Raw genomic sequence first — 17001 nt, 5'->3', positions numbered from 1 at the left:
AAAGAAGGAAATGGTGTTGTAAAAAGTTGGAGGTCTCTATTCTTTATCAAGATTACCTCCTTCTTTACTAAAGAGGGAAATAGCTTTGTGAAAAATTGTAGATCTCTATTCTTCATCAAGATCCCTCCTTCTATTTACTAAAGAAGGAAATGGTGTTGTAAAAAATTGGAGATCTCTATTCTTTATCAAGATCGCCCCCCTCTTTAGTAAAGAGGGGCAGGGGGAGATTTGTAACGATGTTAAAAGGACAAAAAATGAAACGCACTTTCCACGATAACCTAATTTTAAACCGCTATTTGTTGTCATTATTCAATCAAGATAACCTTGAAAAATTCAAACAGCGTTTGGGCGATGACCGTTTTGAAGGCATTGATAATGACGGGCAGGCAAAATTTTTCCACGAACTGACAGGTGGGCAGTTATTTCAAACGGACTTAATCTCGGCAAACGATTTACGCCGTTATGATTTAAATATCGTCAAACATTGGCAACAAATTACTGAAAATCGTAATAAAGCTGAAGGGCATATTTTAAACCTTAAATACTTCCAATATCTTTCTCTGTTATTTACCGAAATTTATTTGGATTTTTATTTTAACCGCCCGAATGAATTATTAAATCAATTAAATGAACAGCTGGCTTTACTCAAAGACAATGATAAAAATTTTCCTAATTTTGATTTGTATGAATTAAGCGATTTAAATAAATTGGCATTTTGGAATGCCACAGGTAGCGGTAAAACTTTGTTAATGCACGTTAATATTTTGCAATATCAGCATTATCAAAAAAATAAAGATTTAACCGTATTTGTTATTACACCGAATGATGGGCTTTCCCAACAGCATTTGGCGGAGTTTTCTGCTTCAAATTTGCCAGCCAATTTGTTTGATAAAAATAAACCGTTCCAAGGCACGGGCTTGTTTAATGATATTCAAATTATGGATATCAACAAACTGGCAGATAAAGATGGCGAATTGACGGTGGCGGTCGATCGCTTTTTGGATTTAAACAAATTGGTATTGGTGGACGAAGGACATCGTGGTTCTTCGGGCGATCAGTGGTTAGCTCGACGTCAAAAATTGATTGGCGATGGTTTTGCCTTTGAGTATTCGGCAACGTTCGGGCAGGCGGTGAAAGATGGCAAAACGGTAAAAGATTGCCTGTTTGATATTCAGAAAAAAATCGGTAAAGCAAATGGCATAAGCAAAAAAGCTGATGTGCAAAAAATCCCAACTAGCTTTACCGATAAACAAGAAGCTAAGCAAAAAGCCGTGTTTGAAACCTATGCCAAATGCGTGCTGTTTGACTATTCCTATAAGTTTTTCTATGCCGATGGTTATGGTAAAGAGTTTTCCATTTTGAATATGAAAGCGGACGATTATGGTGTTGCCGATAATGACCGCAAGTATTTTGTGGCAAGTTTGCTATCGTTTTATCAGCAGTTGTATCTCTTTGCAAAAAATCAGGAAAAATTGACCGCTTACAATCTGCATAAGCCGTTATGGGTATTTGTCGGTAATACGGTAAATAAGGAAGACAGTGATATTTGGGCGGTGGTGGAGCAGTTAGCCTATTTCTTAGATGGTAAAAATCGTCCGCAAATTTTGGCGTGGCTCAATGATTTGCTTTGTGATGAACCATTACTTTTGGATAGTAAAGGTAATGCGATTTTCCGTCACCGCTTTTTGCCATTGGCAAGTTTTAAAGGCGATTTGGACAGACTTTATAAAGATATCTTGCAGAGGTTGTTTAATTCAGGCAGTTCACAGCATTTGTATCTGTATGATTTGAAAAAAGCCAGTGGTGAAATTGCCTTAAGTATTGATAATGATCTAAAAAAGAGCTTTGCACTGATTAATGTGGGAGACAGCAATGAATTACTCAAAAGTGCGGTGAAATTAGATAATGTTTCGGTGCAACAAGACGAGTTTTCAGAAGGCTTGTTTGGCACGATCAATCAAGACAGCTCAACACTTAACTTGCTTATCGGCTCTCGCAAATTTACCGAAGGTTGGTCAAGTTGGCGAGTTTCGACAATGGGCTTGCTTAATATGGGCAGAGGAGAGGGTTCGCAAATTATTCAGCTTTTTGGACGAGGTGTGCGTTTGAAAGGGCGTGATTTTTCGTTGCGAAGAACGCCTATCAATCAAATGCCAAAAGGCTTGGGATTGGATAAATTAGAAACGCTCAATATTTTCGGTATTAAAGCTAATTATATAGATGAATTTCGTAAATACTTGGAAAATGAAAGTATTCAAGTGCCTGATGAGGTGTTGCAGTTGGATTTCCCTGTGCAGAAAAAATTGCCGACCAATGTGGCGTTGAAAACCTTGCGTTTAAAAGATGGTTATAAAGATAACCAAAAAATGGGTTTTAAACGCCAAGAAATGGTGCAACTTTATGAATTGCCTGAATTTGCTCAAGGCAAAATTAAGCCGATTTTGGCGGTGTTGGATCTGTATCCAAGATTGGAAGCACTAAGTTCTAAGGCGGTTCGCCAAAGCGAGAGTGATGAACGCCAAAGCAATAAATTTCAGCGAGAAATTTTTGCTTTGTTTGATTGGGATAAGCTCTATTTGGATTTGCAGCAATACAAAATGGAACGCATTTGGTCGAATTTGCGTGTTAGCCGTGATGGGTTACGTAAATTTGTGGAAAGTCGAGATGATTGGTATTTGCTTTATGTGCCAGATTCAGCGATGCAAATTCGCAGTTTTGCCGATATTCAAACGCAACAGGATATTTTGTTCCAGTTGTTAAAAGAATATACCGAGCAATTTTACCGCCGTTTGAAAAACGCCTATGAACAGCAATTTATGGAAACAGCGATAATTACCGAAGAAAACGGTTCGTTCTTTGAAACTTACAAAATGCTGTTTGGCGAGGAAGAAAACTTGCCTTATGAGCGTGAACAAGCGGTCAAAAAAATTGAAGAATTAGCGGATTTAATTCGAGATAAAAAAATTGAGCAGGCGATGAATTGGCAGTCGCTACTTTCTGAATTTAAGGCGATTTGTTTTAACAGTCACTTGTTTTATCCACTACTTTCCTTTGATAAATCAACAGGTTTGCCGATAAAAATTTCACCGTTACCACTTGCCGCAGAAAGTGAAATGCAGTTTATCGATGACTTAATGCAAGCGGAAAAATCAGGCGAATTAGCACAATGGCTCGGGGGAAAATCGCTCTATTTAATGCGTAATGCTGACCGAAAAGATAAAGGCTTGGGCTTTGCTTTGGCAGGTAATTTCTATCCTGACTTTTTGCTGTGGGTAGTGGATCACGCAAGTGGCAAACAATGGCTGAATTTTGTTGATCCGAAAGGCATTCGTAATATGGATTTGCACGATCCAAAATTCGGGTTGTATCAAGAAGTAAAAGCGTTAGAAGCGAAAATCGCTGATCCGAATTTGGTACTCAACAGCTTTATTCTATCGATTACGAAATTGCAAGATTGGGTAAATATGACTTTAACGGCAGAAGAACTTGCCGAGCGACATATTTTGTTTATGGAAAACAACTATTTACAGCAGATGTTAGAGAAAATGCAATGATGAAAATTACCCCTTATCACGCCCGTTATTTTGCCAACGAAATCACTTGTCGCCGTACGGACGACAACCGTTTATCGCAATCGCTATTTGATGCCAAAGTAGATTTAAATCCGCATCAAATTGATGCGGCATTATTTGCACTTAAAAATCCGTTGCAAGAAGGTGTAATGCTTGCTGATGAAGTAGGTTTGGGAAAAACCATTGAAGCAGGTTTGGTGCTTTGCCAAAAATGGGCGGAACGCAAGCGAAATTTGTTGATTGTTTGCCCCGCGATTTTGCGTAAACAGTGGGCGAATGAGCTTGCCGAGAAGTTTGGCTTGCCAACGATGGTGGTGGATAAAATCGTTGTTAATCAAGCAATGAAAAAGACAAGCGGTGGAAAACTGTTTAATTTTTGCAAGGAACAAATCAGCAACAATGTGCTGATTGTTTCGCACCAATTTGCTACAAAGGAACAAGCCACATTCAAGCAGTTTGATTGGGATTTAGTCGTTATTGATGAAGCTCACAAAATGCGTAACGCTCACAAAGCCGATAACAAAATGGGGCAAGCGATGCGTAAAGCCTTTGGTAGTAAGAAAAAATTACTGCTGACGGCAACGCCTTTACAAAATAGCCTGATGGAGCTTTATGGTTTATCCACCTTGCTTGATGAGCATATTTTTGGCGACCGCAAATTTTTCCAAAAAGAATTTGTCCGCCGTGGCAATATCGCCGAACTCAAAGCGAGAATGGCAAGTTTTGTTAAGCGGACGCTACGCAAAAATGTGTTGGAATATGTGCGTTATACCGAACGCAAAACCATTACCCAAGAATTTATGCCAACAGTGGCAGAATTTGCCCTTTATGAGCAAATCTCCGAATTTTTACGCAAAGAAAGCAGTTACGCTTTACCAAAACGGCATAAACATTTAACTGCTTTGATTTTACGAAAATTGTTAGCCTCTAGCCCACAAGCGGTTCTTGGGACGTTAAAAGCAATTTTAGCACGGTTGCAACATTTACAGCAGTTAGAGCAAAATCAAGACGAGCCGTTAAGCGAAATTGAAGCCTTATTTGATGGAGAAGAATTAACCGCAGATGATGTTGAAGCCGATGAATTAGAAGCTGAAAACGCAGAAATATCTGTGAGTGATGAATTAAATCAAGCTGCATTACAGACTGAAATCGCCGAAATTGAAAATTTTATCCGTTTGGCGGAAGGTTTGCAAAAAGATAGCAAAATTCTCGCTTTATTGACCGCACTTCAAACAGGTTTTGCTGAAATGGATAAGTTAGGGGCAAACCAAAAAGCGATTATTTTCACTGAATCAGTCCGCACACAAAAATATTTGTTTGATTTTTTAACGCAAAATGGCTATGCCGATGATGTGGTGCTGTTTAGTGGCACGAATAACGATCCTAATTCGGTGGCGATTTACCAAGATTGGCTTGCTCGCTATCAAGGCACGGCAAAAATCACCGGTTCGGCAGAAGTGGATAAGCGTTCGGCATTGATTGAGCATTTCAAAGAAAAAGCTCAAATTATGATTGCTACTGAAGCCGCTAGCGAAGGGGTAAACCTGCAATTCTGTTCGTTGTTGATTAACTATGATTTACCTTGGAATCCGCAGCGAGTGGAGCAACGAATCGGTCGTTGCCACCGTTATGGGCAAAAGTTTGATGTGGTGGTGATTAATTTCTTAAACAAACGTAATGTTGCCGATCAGCGTGTTTTGGAATTGCTTACGGAAAAATTTAAGCTATTCCAAGGCGTATTAGGGGCTTCTGATGAAGTATTGGGGCGGATTGAGTCTGGCGTAGATATTGAAAATCAAATTGCGAATATCTACGCCACTTGTCGTACGGAAAACGAAATTCAGACAGCATTTGATCAGTTACAAGCCCAATTTGCTGATGAAATTGAAGGGCGAGTGCAAGAAACCAAAAATGCCTTAGTTTCGAGCTTTGACCAGTCAGTATTGGAACGACTTAAAGTGATGACTGAAGACCGTTTAAACGCAATGGAACAGTGGTTTTGGGGCGTAACGCAATTTGCTTTAAACGGTAAAGCTCAGTTTAATCAAACGGATTGGTATTTTTTACTCGAAAATGCACCGCTTGGCGGCGTGCCACTCGGACGATATTTATTGCCACGCAAAGACCGTCTAGCAACCCTACAAGGTTACGAATATCGCTTAAACCAACCTCTTGGGCAATGGTGTATCAATGAAGCATTAAATGCCTATACGCCCAATGCGACATTGGTTTTTGATTATGCGAATTTTCCTGAAAAAATCAGTTTGTTAGAACAATATCAAGGTACATCTGGCTGGTTACGTTTAGATAAAATTAGCGTGGAATCAAATGCTGAAAATCAAGAATCGTTAGTTTTTACTGTGTGCGACGAGCAAGGTAATGCGTTAGATAAAGAGTTTGCACAAAAGATCTTTTCACTTTCGGCTGATTTGCAAAACGTTGCTAAAAGTCCACCGCTTGCTTTTGCAAATTTGGTAAAAGAACAGATTGATTTGGAAAAAGCTCGCCTTAAGTCGGAAAATGATGCATTGCTAAAAGCAGAGACTGTACGGATTAACGCTTGGGCAAAAGATCAAATGCAAACCGCAGAAGATTTAATTAGCGAACTTAAAGAAGCGATGCGTAGCAAAGAAAAAGAATTGGTGCTAACCGATGATATAGAGCAACAAATTCAGTTGCAAGAAGAAGTGGCTAAACTCCGTAAACAGCTTCGCAAAGCCCGTAATGAGCTAGACGATGTACAAGATGAAATTGCTGAACAGGAATTACAACTGTTGAAAGCGTTAAAAGGTAAAATTCATCAAACAATGCAGGAAAGTTTAGTGTTTGAGGTTTTTTGGCAGGTTAAATAAATAGGTAAAATAATCAGTTTTTAATAGGTACTAAAGGAAGTATGTTTGGAGTTTCTTTAAAAAGAGAAAAATTTAAACATGTTAAGTGATAATTGATAGAAAAGTTTTTCCGTAAAAAGTACTTTTAAAATAGCGAATATTTTCGCTAGAATGGCTAAATCAGTTTTTAAAAACACACAAAGAGGCAAACACAATGACACAAGTTTATAATTTCAGCGCAGGTCCGGCGATGATGCCGAAAGCCGTTTTGGAACAAGCTCAACAAGAATTATTAAATTGGCAAAATCAAGGGACTTCGGTGATAGAAGTCAGCCATCGCGGTAAATTGTTTATGGAGTTAGCGACACAGTCGGAGAAAGATCTGCGTGAAGTCTATAATATTCCGGATAACTATAAGATCCTATTTTTACAAGGCGGTGCGAGAGGACAATTTGCGGCGATTCCAATGAATTTGATCGGCGAAAAGGGTAAGGCTCTTTATTTAAACAGCGGTCATTGGTCCGGAACGGCGGCAAAAGAAGCACGTAATTTCTGCGAAATCGATGAAATCAATATTGTAGAAAAAGATCAAAACGGGATCATTTCCGTTACTCGTACCGATTTCAGCGACATCGCCGATCAATACGATTATGTGCATTATTGCCCGAACGAAACGATTAGCGGGGTGGAAATTCACGAGATTCCGAATGTAGGTAATGCCGTATTGGTTGCGGATATGTCTTCAAATATTCTTTCGCGTAAAATTGATATTAGTAAGTTCGGTTTAATTTATGCCGGCGCACAAAAGAATTTAGGTCCGGCAGGTATTACGATAGTGATTGTACGTGAAGATCTAATTGGTAAGGCGCGTACCGCTACACCGTCTATTTGGAATTACGAAACGCAAGTCAATGCCGATTCAATGATCAATACGCCGCCGACATTCGCATGGTATTTATGTTCATTGGTATTTAAACATTTAATCAAAGAAGGCGGTTTACCGGCGATTGAAAAACGTAATGAAGCTAAAGCGAAATTGTTGTACGACTATTTAAATAACAGCAATTTCTATCGTAATGATATTGCCGAAGCCAATCGTTCCGTGATGAATGTAACCTTTACCACCGATAATGACGAATTAAATGCAAAATTTGTGGCGGAAGCGACCGCTTGCGGCTTACACGCTTTAAAAGGGCACAAAGTGTTAGGCGGTATGCGCGCATCAATCTATAACGCTATGCCGATTGAAGGCGTGCAAGCGTTAATTGGATTTATGGATAAATTTGCGAAAGAAAACGCGTAATACTTGAGCGTATATAAAAAGAAACCATCTGCCGTGCAGGTGGTTTTTTTACAGGTCGATTTTATGTTTCCGATAAGTTTTAATATATTATTTTATTTTGATATGAAAGGAAAATCCTAACGGATCATTCGCTAAAACTAAGCGTATAACTGTATCGTTTTCTGTTACAATCAAAAAACTTTACTCAACCAAAAAGGGAATATTTATGAATTTTGAAACACTTTGCCTACATGCAGGCTATACGCCGAAAAACGGCGAGCCGAGAGCTTTACCTATCGTACAAAGTACGACATTTACCTATGATAGTGCGGAATCTATCGGGAAATTATTCGATTTAGAAGAAGCGGGCTTCTTTTATACTCGTTTAGCAAATCCGACGACGAATGCGGTGGAAGAAAAAATTGCGGCGTTAGAAGGCGGGGTTGCGGCTATGTGTACCGCATCGGGGCAGTCTGCGGTTTTCTATGCGCTGATGAATTTACTTGAATCCGGCGACCATTTTATTTCAGCATCCAGCATTTACGGCGGCAGTTATAACCTATTCGCACATACGTTCCGCAAAATGGGGATTGAAGTGACTTTTGTCGATCAATTTGCCCCGATTGAAGAATTGAAAAAAGCGATTCGTCCGAATACTAAAGCGGTCTTCGGTGAAACTATTGCAAATCCGGCGTTACGCGTATTGGATATTGAAAAATTTGCCGCATTAGCGCAAGCGGCGGAATGTCCGTTAGTTGTCGATAATACTTTTGCTACGCCGTATTTCTGCCGTCCTTTTGAATTCGGCGCCAATATAGTGGTACACAGTTCATCAAAATATCTTGACGGTCATGCGGTCGCATTGGGCGGGGTGATTATTGACGGCGGAAATTTCGATTGGAATAACCCTAAATTTAAAGCCTTCCACCAACCGGATGAAACCTATCACGGACTAGTTTATACCGAAACGTTCGGTAAAGCGGCGTATATGGTAAAAGCTCGAGTGCAATTGATGAGAGATTTAGGCGCGACGCCCGCACCGCAAAACAGTTTCTTACTGAACTTAGGGTTGGAAACATTATCCCTCCGTATGAAACAACATTTTGCCAATGCTAAGGCGGTTGCGGAATTCTTAGAAGCGCATCCTCAAGTAAAAAGCGTATATTATCCGGCATTGGCAAGTTCACCGGATTTCGCATTACAGCAAAAATATACGCCTAACGGCTTATGCGGCGTGCTTTCTTTTGAATTAAAAGGTAATAAAGAAACTGCGATGAAATGGCTGAATGCGCTTAAGTTAGTTTCTCGAGAAGTGCATGTGGCGGATATTCGTACTTGTGCGTTACATCCGGCAACTTCTACGCATCGTCAGTTAAGTACGGAAGATCTCAAAGCGGCGAATATTTCCGAAACATTGATTCGTCTTTCGGTAGGGATCGAAACGCTGGAAGATATTCTAGCGGATTTAACTCAAGCATTTGAGCAAGCTGTGTAAAGACTTAATATGAATGTATAAGCGGTCGTAAATTTTCCTAGACTTACGACCGCTTGTTTATGAAGGGAAGAGAGAAAATCAATCCATTACGTTTGTATTAATTTCTTTCCATCTGTAACATATTTTTTACTGGCAAAGATTGGGATTCTCTAATACAATCCGAACATTACTCAATAAAAATAATGTTACAGAGGTAAAAATGCAATTTCTCAACATCGCTAATGAGGGTGTAAAATCCCTTTCTCCTTACCAAGCGGGCAAACCGATCGAAGAATTAGAACGTGAGCTGGGTATCAGTAATATCATTAAACTCGCTTCCAATGAAAACCCGTTCGGTTTCCCTGAAAGTGCAAAACAAGCGATTATTAATCAACTCAATGATCTCACTCGTTATCCGGATGCAAACGGTTTTGAATTAAAAGCGGCAATTTCAAAAAAATTCGGCGTACAAGCGAATCAAATTACTTTAGGTAACGGTTCAAACGATTTATTGGAATTATTTGCGCATACTTTTGCCGGCGAGCAAGATGAAATTATCTATTCGCAATATGCCTTTATCGTGTATCCGTTAGTGACTAAAGCGATTAATGCGGTGGCTCGTGAGATTCCGGCGAAAAATTGGGGACACGATTTAGAGGCGTTTCTTGCCGCAATCAATGAAAAAACCAAATTGATTTTTATCGCCAATCCGAACAACCCGACCGGTAACTTTTTAACCGAAGCGGAAATTGACACTTTCTTAGCGAAAGTGCCGGCAAATGTGCTTGTGGTGTTAGATGAAGCCTATACCGAGTTTACAGAGGTTTGCGAGCGTGTCGATTCATTCGGTTTATTAGCAAAATATCCGAATTTAATTGTTTCTCGTTCACTTTCAAAAGCTTACGGACTTGCCGGACTGCGTATCGGTTATGCGGTATCTAACGCTGAAATCGCCGATTTACTCAATCGTGTACGTCAGCCGTTTAACTGTAACAGCCTTGCGTTGGTTTCAGCGATTGCGGTGATGAATGACGATGCTTTTGTAGAAAAAGTTGCGGAAAATAATCGCCGAGAAATGCAACGTTATGAAGCATTCTGCCAAGCACAAGGTTTGGATTATATTCCTTCCAAAGGCAACTTTATTACGATTGATTTCAAACGTCCTGCCGCACCGATTTACGAAGCCTTATTACGTGAAGGCGTGATTGTTCGTCCGATTGCAGGTTACGGTATGCCGAATCATTTACGTATCAGTATCGGTTTACCGCAAGAAAATGGCCGCTTGTTTGCCGCATTAGTAAAAGTGTTGGGATAATTTAGAGAATAAAATGGAAAAAATTACATTAGCACCGATCAGCCGTGTTGAGGGCGAGATTAATTTACCCGGCTCAAAAAGCCTTTCAAACCGTGCGTTATTATTAGCCGCTTTAGCGAAAGGGACGACTAAGGTTACCAATTTATTAGACAGTGACGATATTCGCCATATGCTCAATGCACTAAAAGCATTAGGCGTTAATTATTCATTATCGGAAGATAAAACCGTTTGTACCGTTGAAGGTGTCGGCGGTGCGTTTAATTGGAAAAACGGTTTGGCGTTATTTTTAGGAAATGCCGGTACGGCAATGCGACCTTTAACGGCGGCACTTTGCTTAAAAGGATCTTCGGAAGCGGAAGTAGTTTTAACCGGCGAGCCTCGTATGAAAGAACGTCCGATTAAACATTTGGTTGATGCGCTTCGTCAAGCCGGTGCAAGCGTTCAATATTTGGAAAATGAAGGTTATCCGCCGGTTGCAATCCGAAACAGCGGCTTAAAAGGCGGAAAGGTGCAAATTGACGGTTCAATTTCAAGTCAATTTTTAACCGCTTTATTGATGGCGGCACCGCTTGCCGAAGGCGATATGGAAATTGAAATTATCGGTGAACTGGTATCAAAACCTTATATTGATATTACCTTGGCGATGATGAAAGATTTTGGAGTAAAAGTTGAGAATCGAAATTACCAGACCTTTGTGGTTAAAGGTAATCAAAGTTATCTCTCACCGGAAAAATATTTGGTAGAAGGCGATGCATCATCCGCTTCTTATTTCTTAGCTGCCGGTGCGATTAAAGGTAAAGTGAAGGTGACCGGTATTGGTAAAAATTCGATCCAAGGTGACCGCTTGTTTGCCAATGTGCTAGAAGCAATGGGGGCTAAAATTACTTGGGGTGACGATTTTATCCAAGCGGAACAGGGTAAGCTTAAAGGTGTGGATATGGATATGAACCATATTCCGGATGCAGCGATGACGATTGCAACCGCCGCATTATTTGCCGAAGGGGAAACGGTGATTCGCAATATTTATAACTGGCGTGTCAAAGAAACCGATCGTTTAACGGCGATGGCGACCGAATTGCGTAAAGTCGGTGCAACCGTTGAGGAAGGCGAAGATTTTATTCGCATTCAGCCTTTGCCACTCACACAATTCCAACATGCAGAAATTGCCACTTATAATGATCACCGTATGGCGATGTGTTTTTCGTTGATTGCATTGTCTGATACACCGGTGACGATTTTAGATCCAAAATGTACGGCAAAAACCTTCCCGACTTATTTCACCGAATTTGAGAAGTTGTCGGAAAGAACATAACAAGCGATAATAAGCGGTTGAATTTGTAAAAAAATTTGCAAATCCAACCGCTTTTTTATGGACAGATACAAATTTTAATTCAATAAAATTGCATAAATATTCATTTTAATATACATTTGTCAGAAACAAAAAAATAATGAGGAAGTTATGCGTAACACAGAATTAGTCCAATGGTTTAGACAATCCACGCCTTACGTAAATATGCACAGAGAAAAAACCTTTGTGATTATGCTAGACGGTAATGCGATTGCTCACCCGAATTTTATTAATATTACCAATGACATCAGTTTGTTGCATAGTTTGGGCATCAAGCTGGTGATTGTGTTTGGTGCTCGTTGCCAAATTGACGAGTTATTGGCAAAAAATCAGATGAGTTCCACCTATCATAAGCATATTCGTATTACCGATAGCAAAACGTTAGAAGTGGTTAAGCAAGCGGTCGGCGGATTGCATTATGATATTTTTTCTCGTTTGTCATTACGTTTGCCGAATTCTCCGGTACTAAACGTAGTAAGTAGCAATGCGGTATTAGCGCAACCGCTTGGTGTAATTGACGGTGTGGATTACGGGTTAAGCGGTAAGATTCGCCGGATTAATATCGAAGCGATTCAGCAACAATTGGCACAAGATGCGATTGTGGTTATCGGTCCGATTGCGCCTTCGGTTACCGGCGAAATGTTTAATTTACCGTTTGAGGAGATTGCAACGCAAATTGCGATTAAGTTAAAAGCGGATAAGCTAATCGGTTTTTGCGATCAGCAAGGGATCTTGGATTCGGAAGGTAATGTATTATCGGATTTACACCCGCGTGAAGCCAAACGTTATTTAACGCAATTTATTGAATCCGGACAATATCACAATTCCGCCGCACGTTTTTTACAAGCGGCCATTGAAGTTTGCCATGCCGGTATTAAACGTTCGCATTTGTTGAGCTATAAAGAGGACGGCTCACTATTGCAAGAATTGTTCTCTCGTGACGGTATCGGTACGCAGTTATCGGAAGAGAGTTCGGAAAATATTCGTTTGGCAACCTCATTTGATATTCCCGGTTTGTTAAATTTGATTCGACCGTTAGAAGAACAAGGCATTTTAGTAAAACGCTCGCGTGAACAATTAGAAATGGAGATCAGCAATTATACCATTATTGAGCGTGACGGTATTGTGATTGCGTGTGCGGCATTGAATCATTATCCGGAAGAAAAAATGGCGGAAATGGCCTGTGTGGCGGTTCATCCCGATTATCGAGATTCATCACGAGGCGATGTATTATTAGAAGCGATTAAACGCCGCGCCTATAAATTACAAGTTGAGAAATTATTTGTGCTAACGACACGCACAACCCAGTGGTTTCAAGAGCGCGGCTTTGTACTTTCCACAACGGACGATTTACCGAAAGAGAAACGTGAACATTATAACTATCAACGAATGTCAAAGATTTTAATCCTAGATCTCGGACAGTAAGCGGTTGGATTTTATTGAATATTTGCAAACGCCTTTCCTTAAAAGAAAGGCGTTTTGTTTTTTCAAAAAATAGAAAATCAAACCGTTTATTACTTATTTCACTAAATATTGATGACGCTCTTGCATAAGAGTTGCCAAAAATTCAATCAGCACTTTTACTTTGGGCGATAAGTAACGGCGGTGCGGATATAAAATACTAATATCGATCGAATGTTGTTTATATTGAGGTAAAATTTCCACCAATTTACCGGCACTTATTTCTTCTTTGGCTAGAAACAGCGGTAAATTAACGATACCCTGTCCCGCTTTAGTCATCTGTAATAGCGCATAGCCGTTATTGGAAATGACGTGCGCATTCGGTTTTATTTTCACTTTCTGGTCACCGTCCGTAAATTGCCATTGCTGATGATTTTCATAGATTAAGCACGTATGTTCGGCTAATTGTGCTAAATTTTCCGGCGTACCGTGTTTTGCTAAATATTCCGGCGAGGCAAGCAGTACGAGTTCCGAACGGGCAATACGTTTTGCGACGATAGAGCTGTCTTCAAGGGCACCGATACGTAATACTAAATCATAGCCTTCTGCCACCACATCAACACGACGATCACTAAATTCAATATTGAGCTGAATATTCGGATAAGTTGTCATAAATTGCCCTAAATAAGGCGCAACGAAACGTGACCCGAAGTCCATCGGCAGAGAAATTGTGATTTTCCCTTGTAATGTTGAGGTAATATTGCTTACACTATTCTCCGCATCTTTTAATTCGTTAAGAATGGGCAGGCAGCGTTGATAATAAAGTAAACCTGCTTCGGTGGGAGTGATCTTACGAGTTGTACGGTGTAATAGTCGTACGTTGAGATGTTCTTCAAGTTGAGCAATCAATTTACTTGCCATTGCTAACGAGATCTGTTCAAGTTGTGCCGCTTGAGTAAAACTTTGTGTTTCGATTACACGACAGAAAAGATTAATCGCATTGAGCTTATCCATTTTTTATCTCTCTAGATATTGTTTTTTATCATTAGGCTTGCTATTGTCGGTGCATTTTGGGTCAAGTAGTATTAAATATCAACTAAAAAGAAATAAAATCTAATATATTTCTTAAATTATTTATATTTTGGGTAGTTATTCATGGGAAAATCATTGGTTATTGTGGAGTCGCCGGCGAAAGCCAAGACGATCAATAAATATTTAGGTAGCGATTATGTAGTGAAATCGAGTGTCGGTCATATTCGTGATTTACCTAAAAGCGGTAGTGAAAGCGAGAAAAACGAAAAAGCAAAACCGGTTTCCACCAAAGGCATGACTGCAGAACAAAAAGCAAAATTAAAAGCAGAAAAAGAACGTGCCGCATTAGTTAAACGTATGGGGATCGACCCTTACCATGATTGGAAAGCGAATTATCAAATTCTTCCTGATAAAGAAAAGGTGGTTTCCGAATTAAAATCTTTAGCCAAAAAAGCCGATCATATTTATCTCGCAACCGACTTGGATAGAGAAGGGGAAGCGATTGCTTGGCATTTGCGAGAGGTTATCGGCGGTGACGACGAACGTTTTAGCCGTGTCGTATTTAACGAAATTACCAAAAATGCCATTCAAAAAGCGTTTGAACAACCGGATCATTTGAATTTAGACCGTGTAAACGCGCAACAAACACGCCGCTTTTTAGACCGCGTGGTGGGTTTTATGGTATCGCCTTTACTTTGGAAAAAAGTCGCGCGAGGCTTATCCGCAGGACGTGTACAGTCGGTTGCAGTGAAACTTTTAGTCGAGCGCGAGCGTGAAATTAAAGCGTTCCAACCGGAAGAGTATTGGGAAATTTTAGCCAATACGCTAACGGCTAAAGGAAAATTACCGCTTGATTTAACCGGCTATAAAGGTAAAAAATTCTCGGCAAAAAACCAAAAACAAGCGGATGAAGCGGTAAAATCGTTACAAGGTGGCGAATTTATCGTTTCAGAGATTGATAAAAAGCCGACTTCCTCAAAAGCAAGTCCGCCGTTTATTACTTCAACGCTGCAACAAACGGCAAGTACTCGTTTAGGTTTTGGTGTGAAGAAAACCATGATGTTGGCGCAGCGCTTATATGAAGCGGGTTATATCACCTATATGCGTACCGACTCAACCAATCTAAGCCAAGATGCATTAGCCATGGCGCGCGGTTATATTGAAAATCAATTCGGAGCCGAGTACCTACCGGCTAAACCGAATTTCTATTCAAGTAAAGAAGGTGCGCAAGAAGCGCATGAAGCGATTCGTCCGTCAGATGTGAATGTAAAAATGTCTGATTTAAAAGGTATGGAAAAAGATGCCGAGCGTCTTTATGAGCTTATTTGGCGTCGTTTCTTAGCTTGTCAAATGACACCGGCTCGTTATGATTCAACCAGCCTTACCGTTACGGCAGGCGATTATGAATTAAAAGCGAAAGGGCGTGTATTGCGTTTTGACGGTTGGACAAAGGCATTACCGGTACAAGGTAAAACCGCTGAAGACCAAGTGTTACCGGAAGTCGCACTCAATGAAAAATTAGCGTTAGAGGAAGTATTACCTAGCCAACACTTTACTAAACCGCCGGCGCGTTTCTCTGAAGCGGCATTAGTCAAAGAATTGGAAAAACGTGGTATCGGTCGGCCATCAACCTACGCTGCGATTATTTCGACTATTCAAGAGCGTGGTTACGTACGTACTGAAAATCGCCGTTTCTATGCGGAAAAAATGGGTGAAATCGTTACCGATCGTTTAGACGAATCCTTTAGCGATCTAATGAATTACGACTTTACCGCCAATATGGAAGAAACACTCGACCAAATTGCGGAAGGTAATAAAAACTGGAAAGAAGCGCTTAATAATTTCTTCAAGGACTTCTCAGAACAGCTTACCAAAGCCGAATTAGATGAGTTGGAAGGAGGAATGAAGCCGAATAGCCTTGTGCCAACGGAAATTGACTGTCCGACCTGTGGCAGAAAAATGGCAATTCGCACCGCTTCTACCGGCGTATTCTTAGGTTGTACCGGTTATGCATTACCGCCGAAAGAGCGTTGTAAAACCACAATGAATCTGATTCCGGAAGCGGAATTACTTAATGTGCTGGATGAAGAATCGGAAGCAAAAGCCTTATTAGCTCGTAAGCGTTGCCCGAAATGTGATTCGGCAATGGATAGCTATGTGATTGATCCGCAACGTAAATTACATATTTGTGGTAATAATCCGAATTGTGACGGTTACGTATTAGAACAAGGTTCATTCAAAATTAAAGGCTATGACGGTCCGATCGTTGAATGTGATAAATGCGGTGCGGATATGCACCTCAAACTTGGTCGTTTCGGTAAATACATGGGTTGTACCGCGTGCGATAACACCCGTAAGATTCTGAAAAACGGTGAAGTGGCTCCGCCGCGCGAAGAGCCGACGCATTTCCCGGAACTTAAATGTGAGAAATCGGATGCGTATTTCGTATTACGTGACGGTGCAAGCGGTGTGTTTATGTCAGCACATAATTTCCCAAAATCGCGTGAAACACGCGCGCCAAAAGTTGCCGAATTAGCACAATACCGTGATCGTTTACCGGAAAAATTACAATATCTTGCCGATGCACCTCAGCAAGATCCGGAAGGAAATGAAGCGATTATCCGCTTTAGCCGTAAAGAAAAACGTCAATATGTTACCTCTGAAAAAGACGGTAAGGCGACTAAATGGATTGTCGATTATCTTGACGGTAAATGGCTAGAACGTAAAAAATAATGTATTCGTAAAT

At 40.4% G+C, this 17001-nt stretch carries 9 protein-coding genes; 8 read left to right on the top strand and 1 reads right to left on the bottom strand.

Annotated elements, in window-relative coordinates:
• Positions 1-236: 236 nt before the first annotated feature.
• From DRF63_RS03750 to argA, 7 genes are all read left to right on the top strand, one after another.
• A complete protein-coding gene (locus DRF63_RS03750) occupies positions 237-3554 on the top strand; it encodes a DEAD/DEAH box helicase family protein (protein ID WP_005597057.1) in 3318 nt (1105 codons plus the stop codon).
• A complete protein-coding gene (locus DRF63_RS03745; protein WP_005597056.1) occupies positions 3551-6424 on the top strand; it encodes an SNF2-related protein in 2874 nt (957 codons plus the stop codon). The genes DRF63_RS03750 and DRF63_RS03745 overlap by 4 nt, the downstream gene beginning before the upstream one ends.
• Positions 6425-6617: 193 nt before the next feature.
• Entirely contained in the window at positions 6618-7706 is a 1089-nt protein-coding gene (gene serC, locus DRF63_RS03740; protein ID WP_005597054.1) for a 3-phosphoserine/phosphohydroxythreonine transaminase, read from the top strand.
• 205 nt (positions 7707-7911) lie between these two features.
• On the top strand, positions 7912-9180 hold the full coding sequence (locus tag DRF63_RS03735; protein ID WP_005597053.1) for an O-acetylhomoserine aminocarboxypropyltransferase/cysteine synthase family protein: 1269 nt from the start codon (positions 7912-7914) through the stop codon (positions 9178-9180).
• Between the two features lie 199 nt (positions 9181-9379).
• Positions 9380-10474 (top strand): histidinol-phosphate transaminase, encoded by a 1095-nt coding sequence (hisC, locus tag DRF63_RS03730; RefSeq protein ID WP_005597048.1) that lies wholly within the window; start codon positions 9380-9382, stop codon positions 10472-10474.
• A 13-nt stretch (positions 10475-10487) separates the two neighbouring features.
• Positions 10488-11786 (top strand): 3-phosphoshikimate 1-carboxyvinyltransferase, encoded by a 1299-nt coding sequence (aroA, locus tag DRF63_RS03725; protein WP_005597044.1) that lies wholly within the window; start codon positions 10488-10490, stop codon positions 11784-11786.
• A 147-nt stretch (positions 11787-11933) separates the two neighbouring features.
• The gene (argA, locus tag DRF63_RS03720) at positions 11934-13247 is read left to right on the top strand and encodes an amino-acid N-acetyltransferase (RefSeq protein WP_005597042.1); all 1314 of its coding nucleotides are present in this window, start codon (positions 11934-11936) and stop codon (positions 13245-13247) included.
• A 93-nt stretch (positions 13248-13340) separates the two neighbouring features.
• Here argA and DRF63_RS03715 read toward each other — a convergent pair whose 3' ends face one another.
• Positions 13341-14237, bottom strand: a complete 897-nt coding sequence (locus DRF63_RS03715) for a LysR family transcriptional regulator (RefSeq protein WP_005597040.1) — start codon at positions 14235-14237, stop codon at positions 13341-13343.
• 141 nt (positions 14238-14378) lie between these two features.
• On the opposite strand from DRF63_RS03715, the gene topA reads away from it, so the two are divergent.
• Complete coding sequence (gene topA / locus DRF63_RS03710) at positions 14379-16988, top strand: type I DNA topoisomerase (protein WP_005597038.1); 2610 nt, start codon at positions 14379-14381, stop codon at positions 16986-16988.
• The last annotated feature ends 13 nt before the right edge of the window (positions 16989-17001 follow it).

This window comes from Actinobacillus pleuropneumoniae (assembly GCF_003290385.1).
Taxonomy (GTDB): Bacteria; Pseudomonadota; Gammaproteobacteria; order Enterobacterales; family Pasteurellaceae; genus Actinobacillus; species Actinobacillus lignieresii.
This window is presented reverse-complemented; position numbering and strand designations above follow the sequence as displayed.

Bases quoted from the DNA above. Each gene is read 5' to 3' on its own strand.
- DRF63_RS03750 (WP_005597057.1), top strand. From the start codon at position 237: ATGTTAAAAGGACAAAAAATGAAACGCACTTTCCACGATAACCTAATT.
- DRF63_RS03745 (WP_005597056.1), top strand. From the start codon at position 3,551: ATGATGAAAATTACCCCTTATCACGCCCGTTATTTTGCCAACGAAATC.
- serC (WP_005597054.1), top strand. From the start codon at position 6,618: ATGACACAAGTTTATAATTTCAGCGCAGGTCCGGCGATGATGCCGAAA.
- DRF63_RS03735 (WP_005597053.1), top strand. From the start codon at position 7,912: ATGAATTTTGAAACACTTTGCCTACATGCAGGCTATACGCCGAAAAAC.
- hisC (WP_005597048.1), top strand. From the start codon at position 9,380: ATGCAATTTCTCAACATCGCTAATGAGGGTGTAAAATCCCTTTCTCCT.
- aroA (WP_005597044.1), top strand. From the start codon at position 10,488: ATGGAAAAAATTACATTAGCACCGATCAGCCGTGTTGAGGGCGAGATT.
- argA (WP_005597042.1), top strand. From the start codon at position 11,934: ATGCGTAACACAGAATTAGTCCAATGGTTTAGACAATCCACGCCTTAC.
- DRF63_RS03715 (WP_005597040.1), bottom strand. From the start codon at position 14,237: ATGGATAAGCTCAATGCGATTAATCTTTTCTGTCGTGTAATCGAAACA.
- topA (WP_005597038.1), top strand. From the start codon at position 14,379: ATGGGAAAATCATTGGTTATTGTGGAGTCGCCGGCGAAAGCCAAGACG.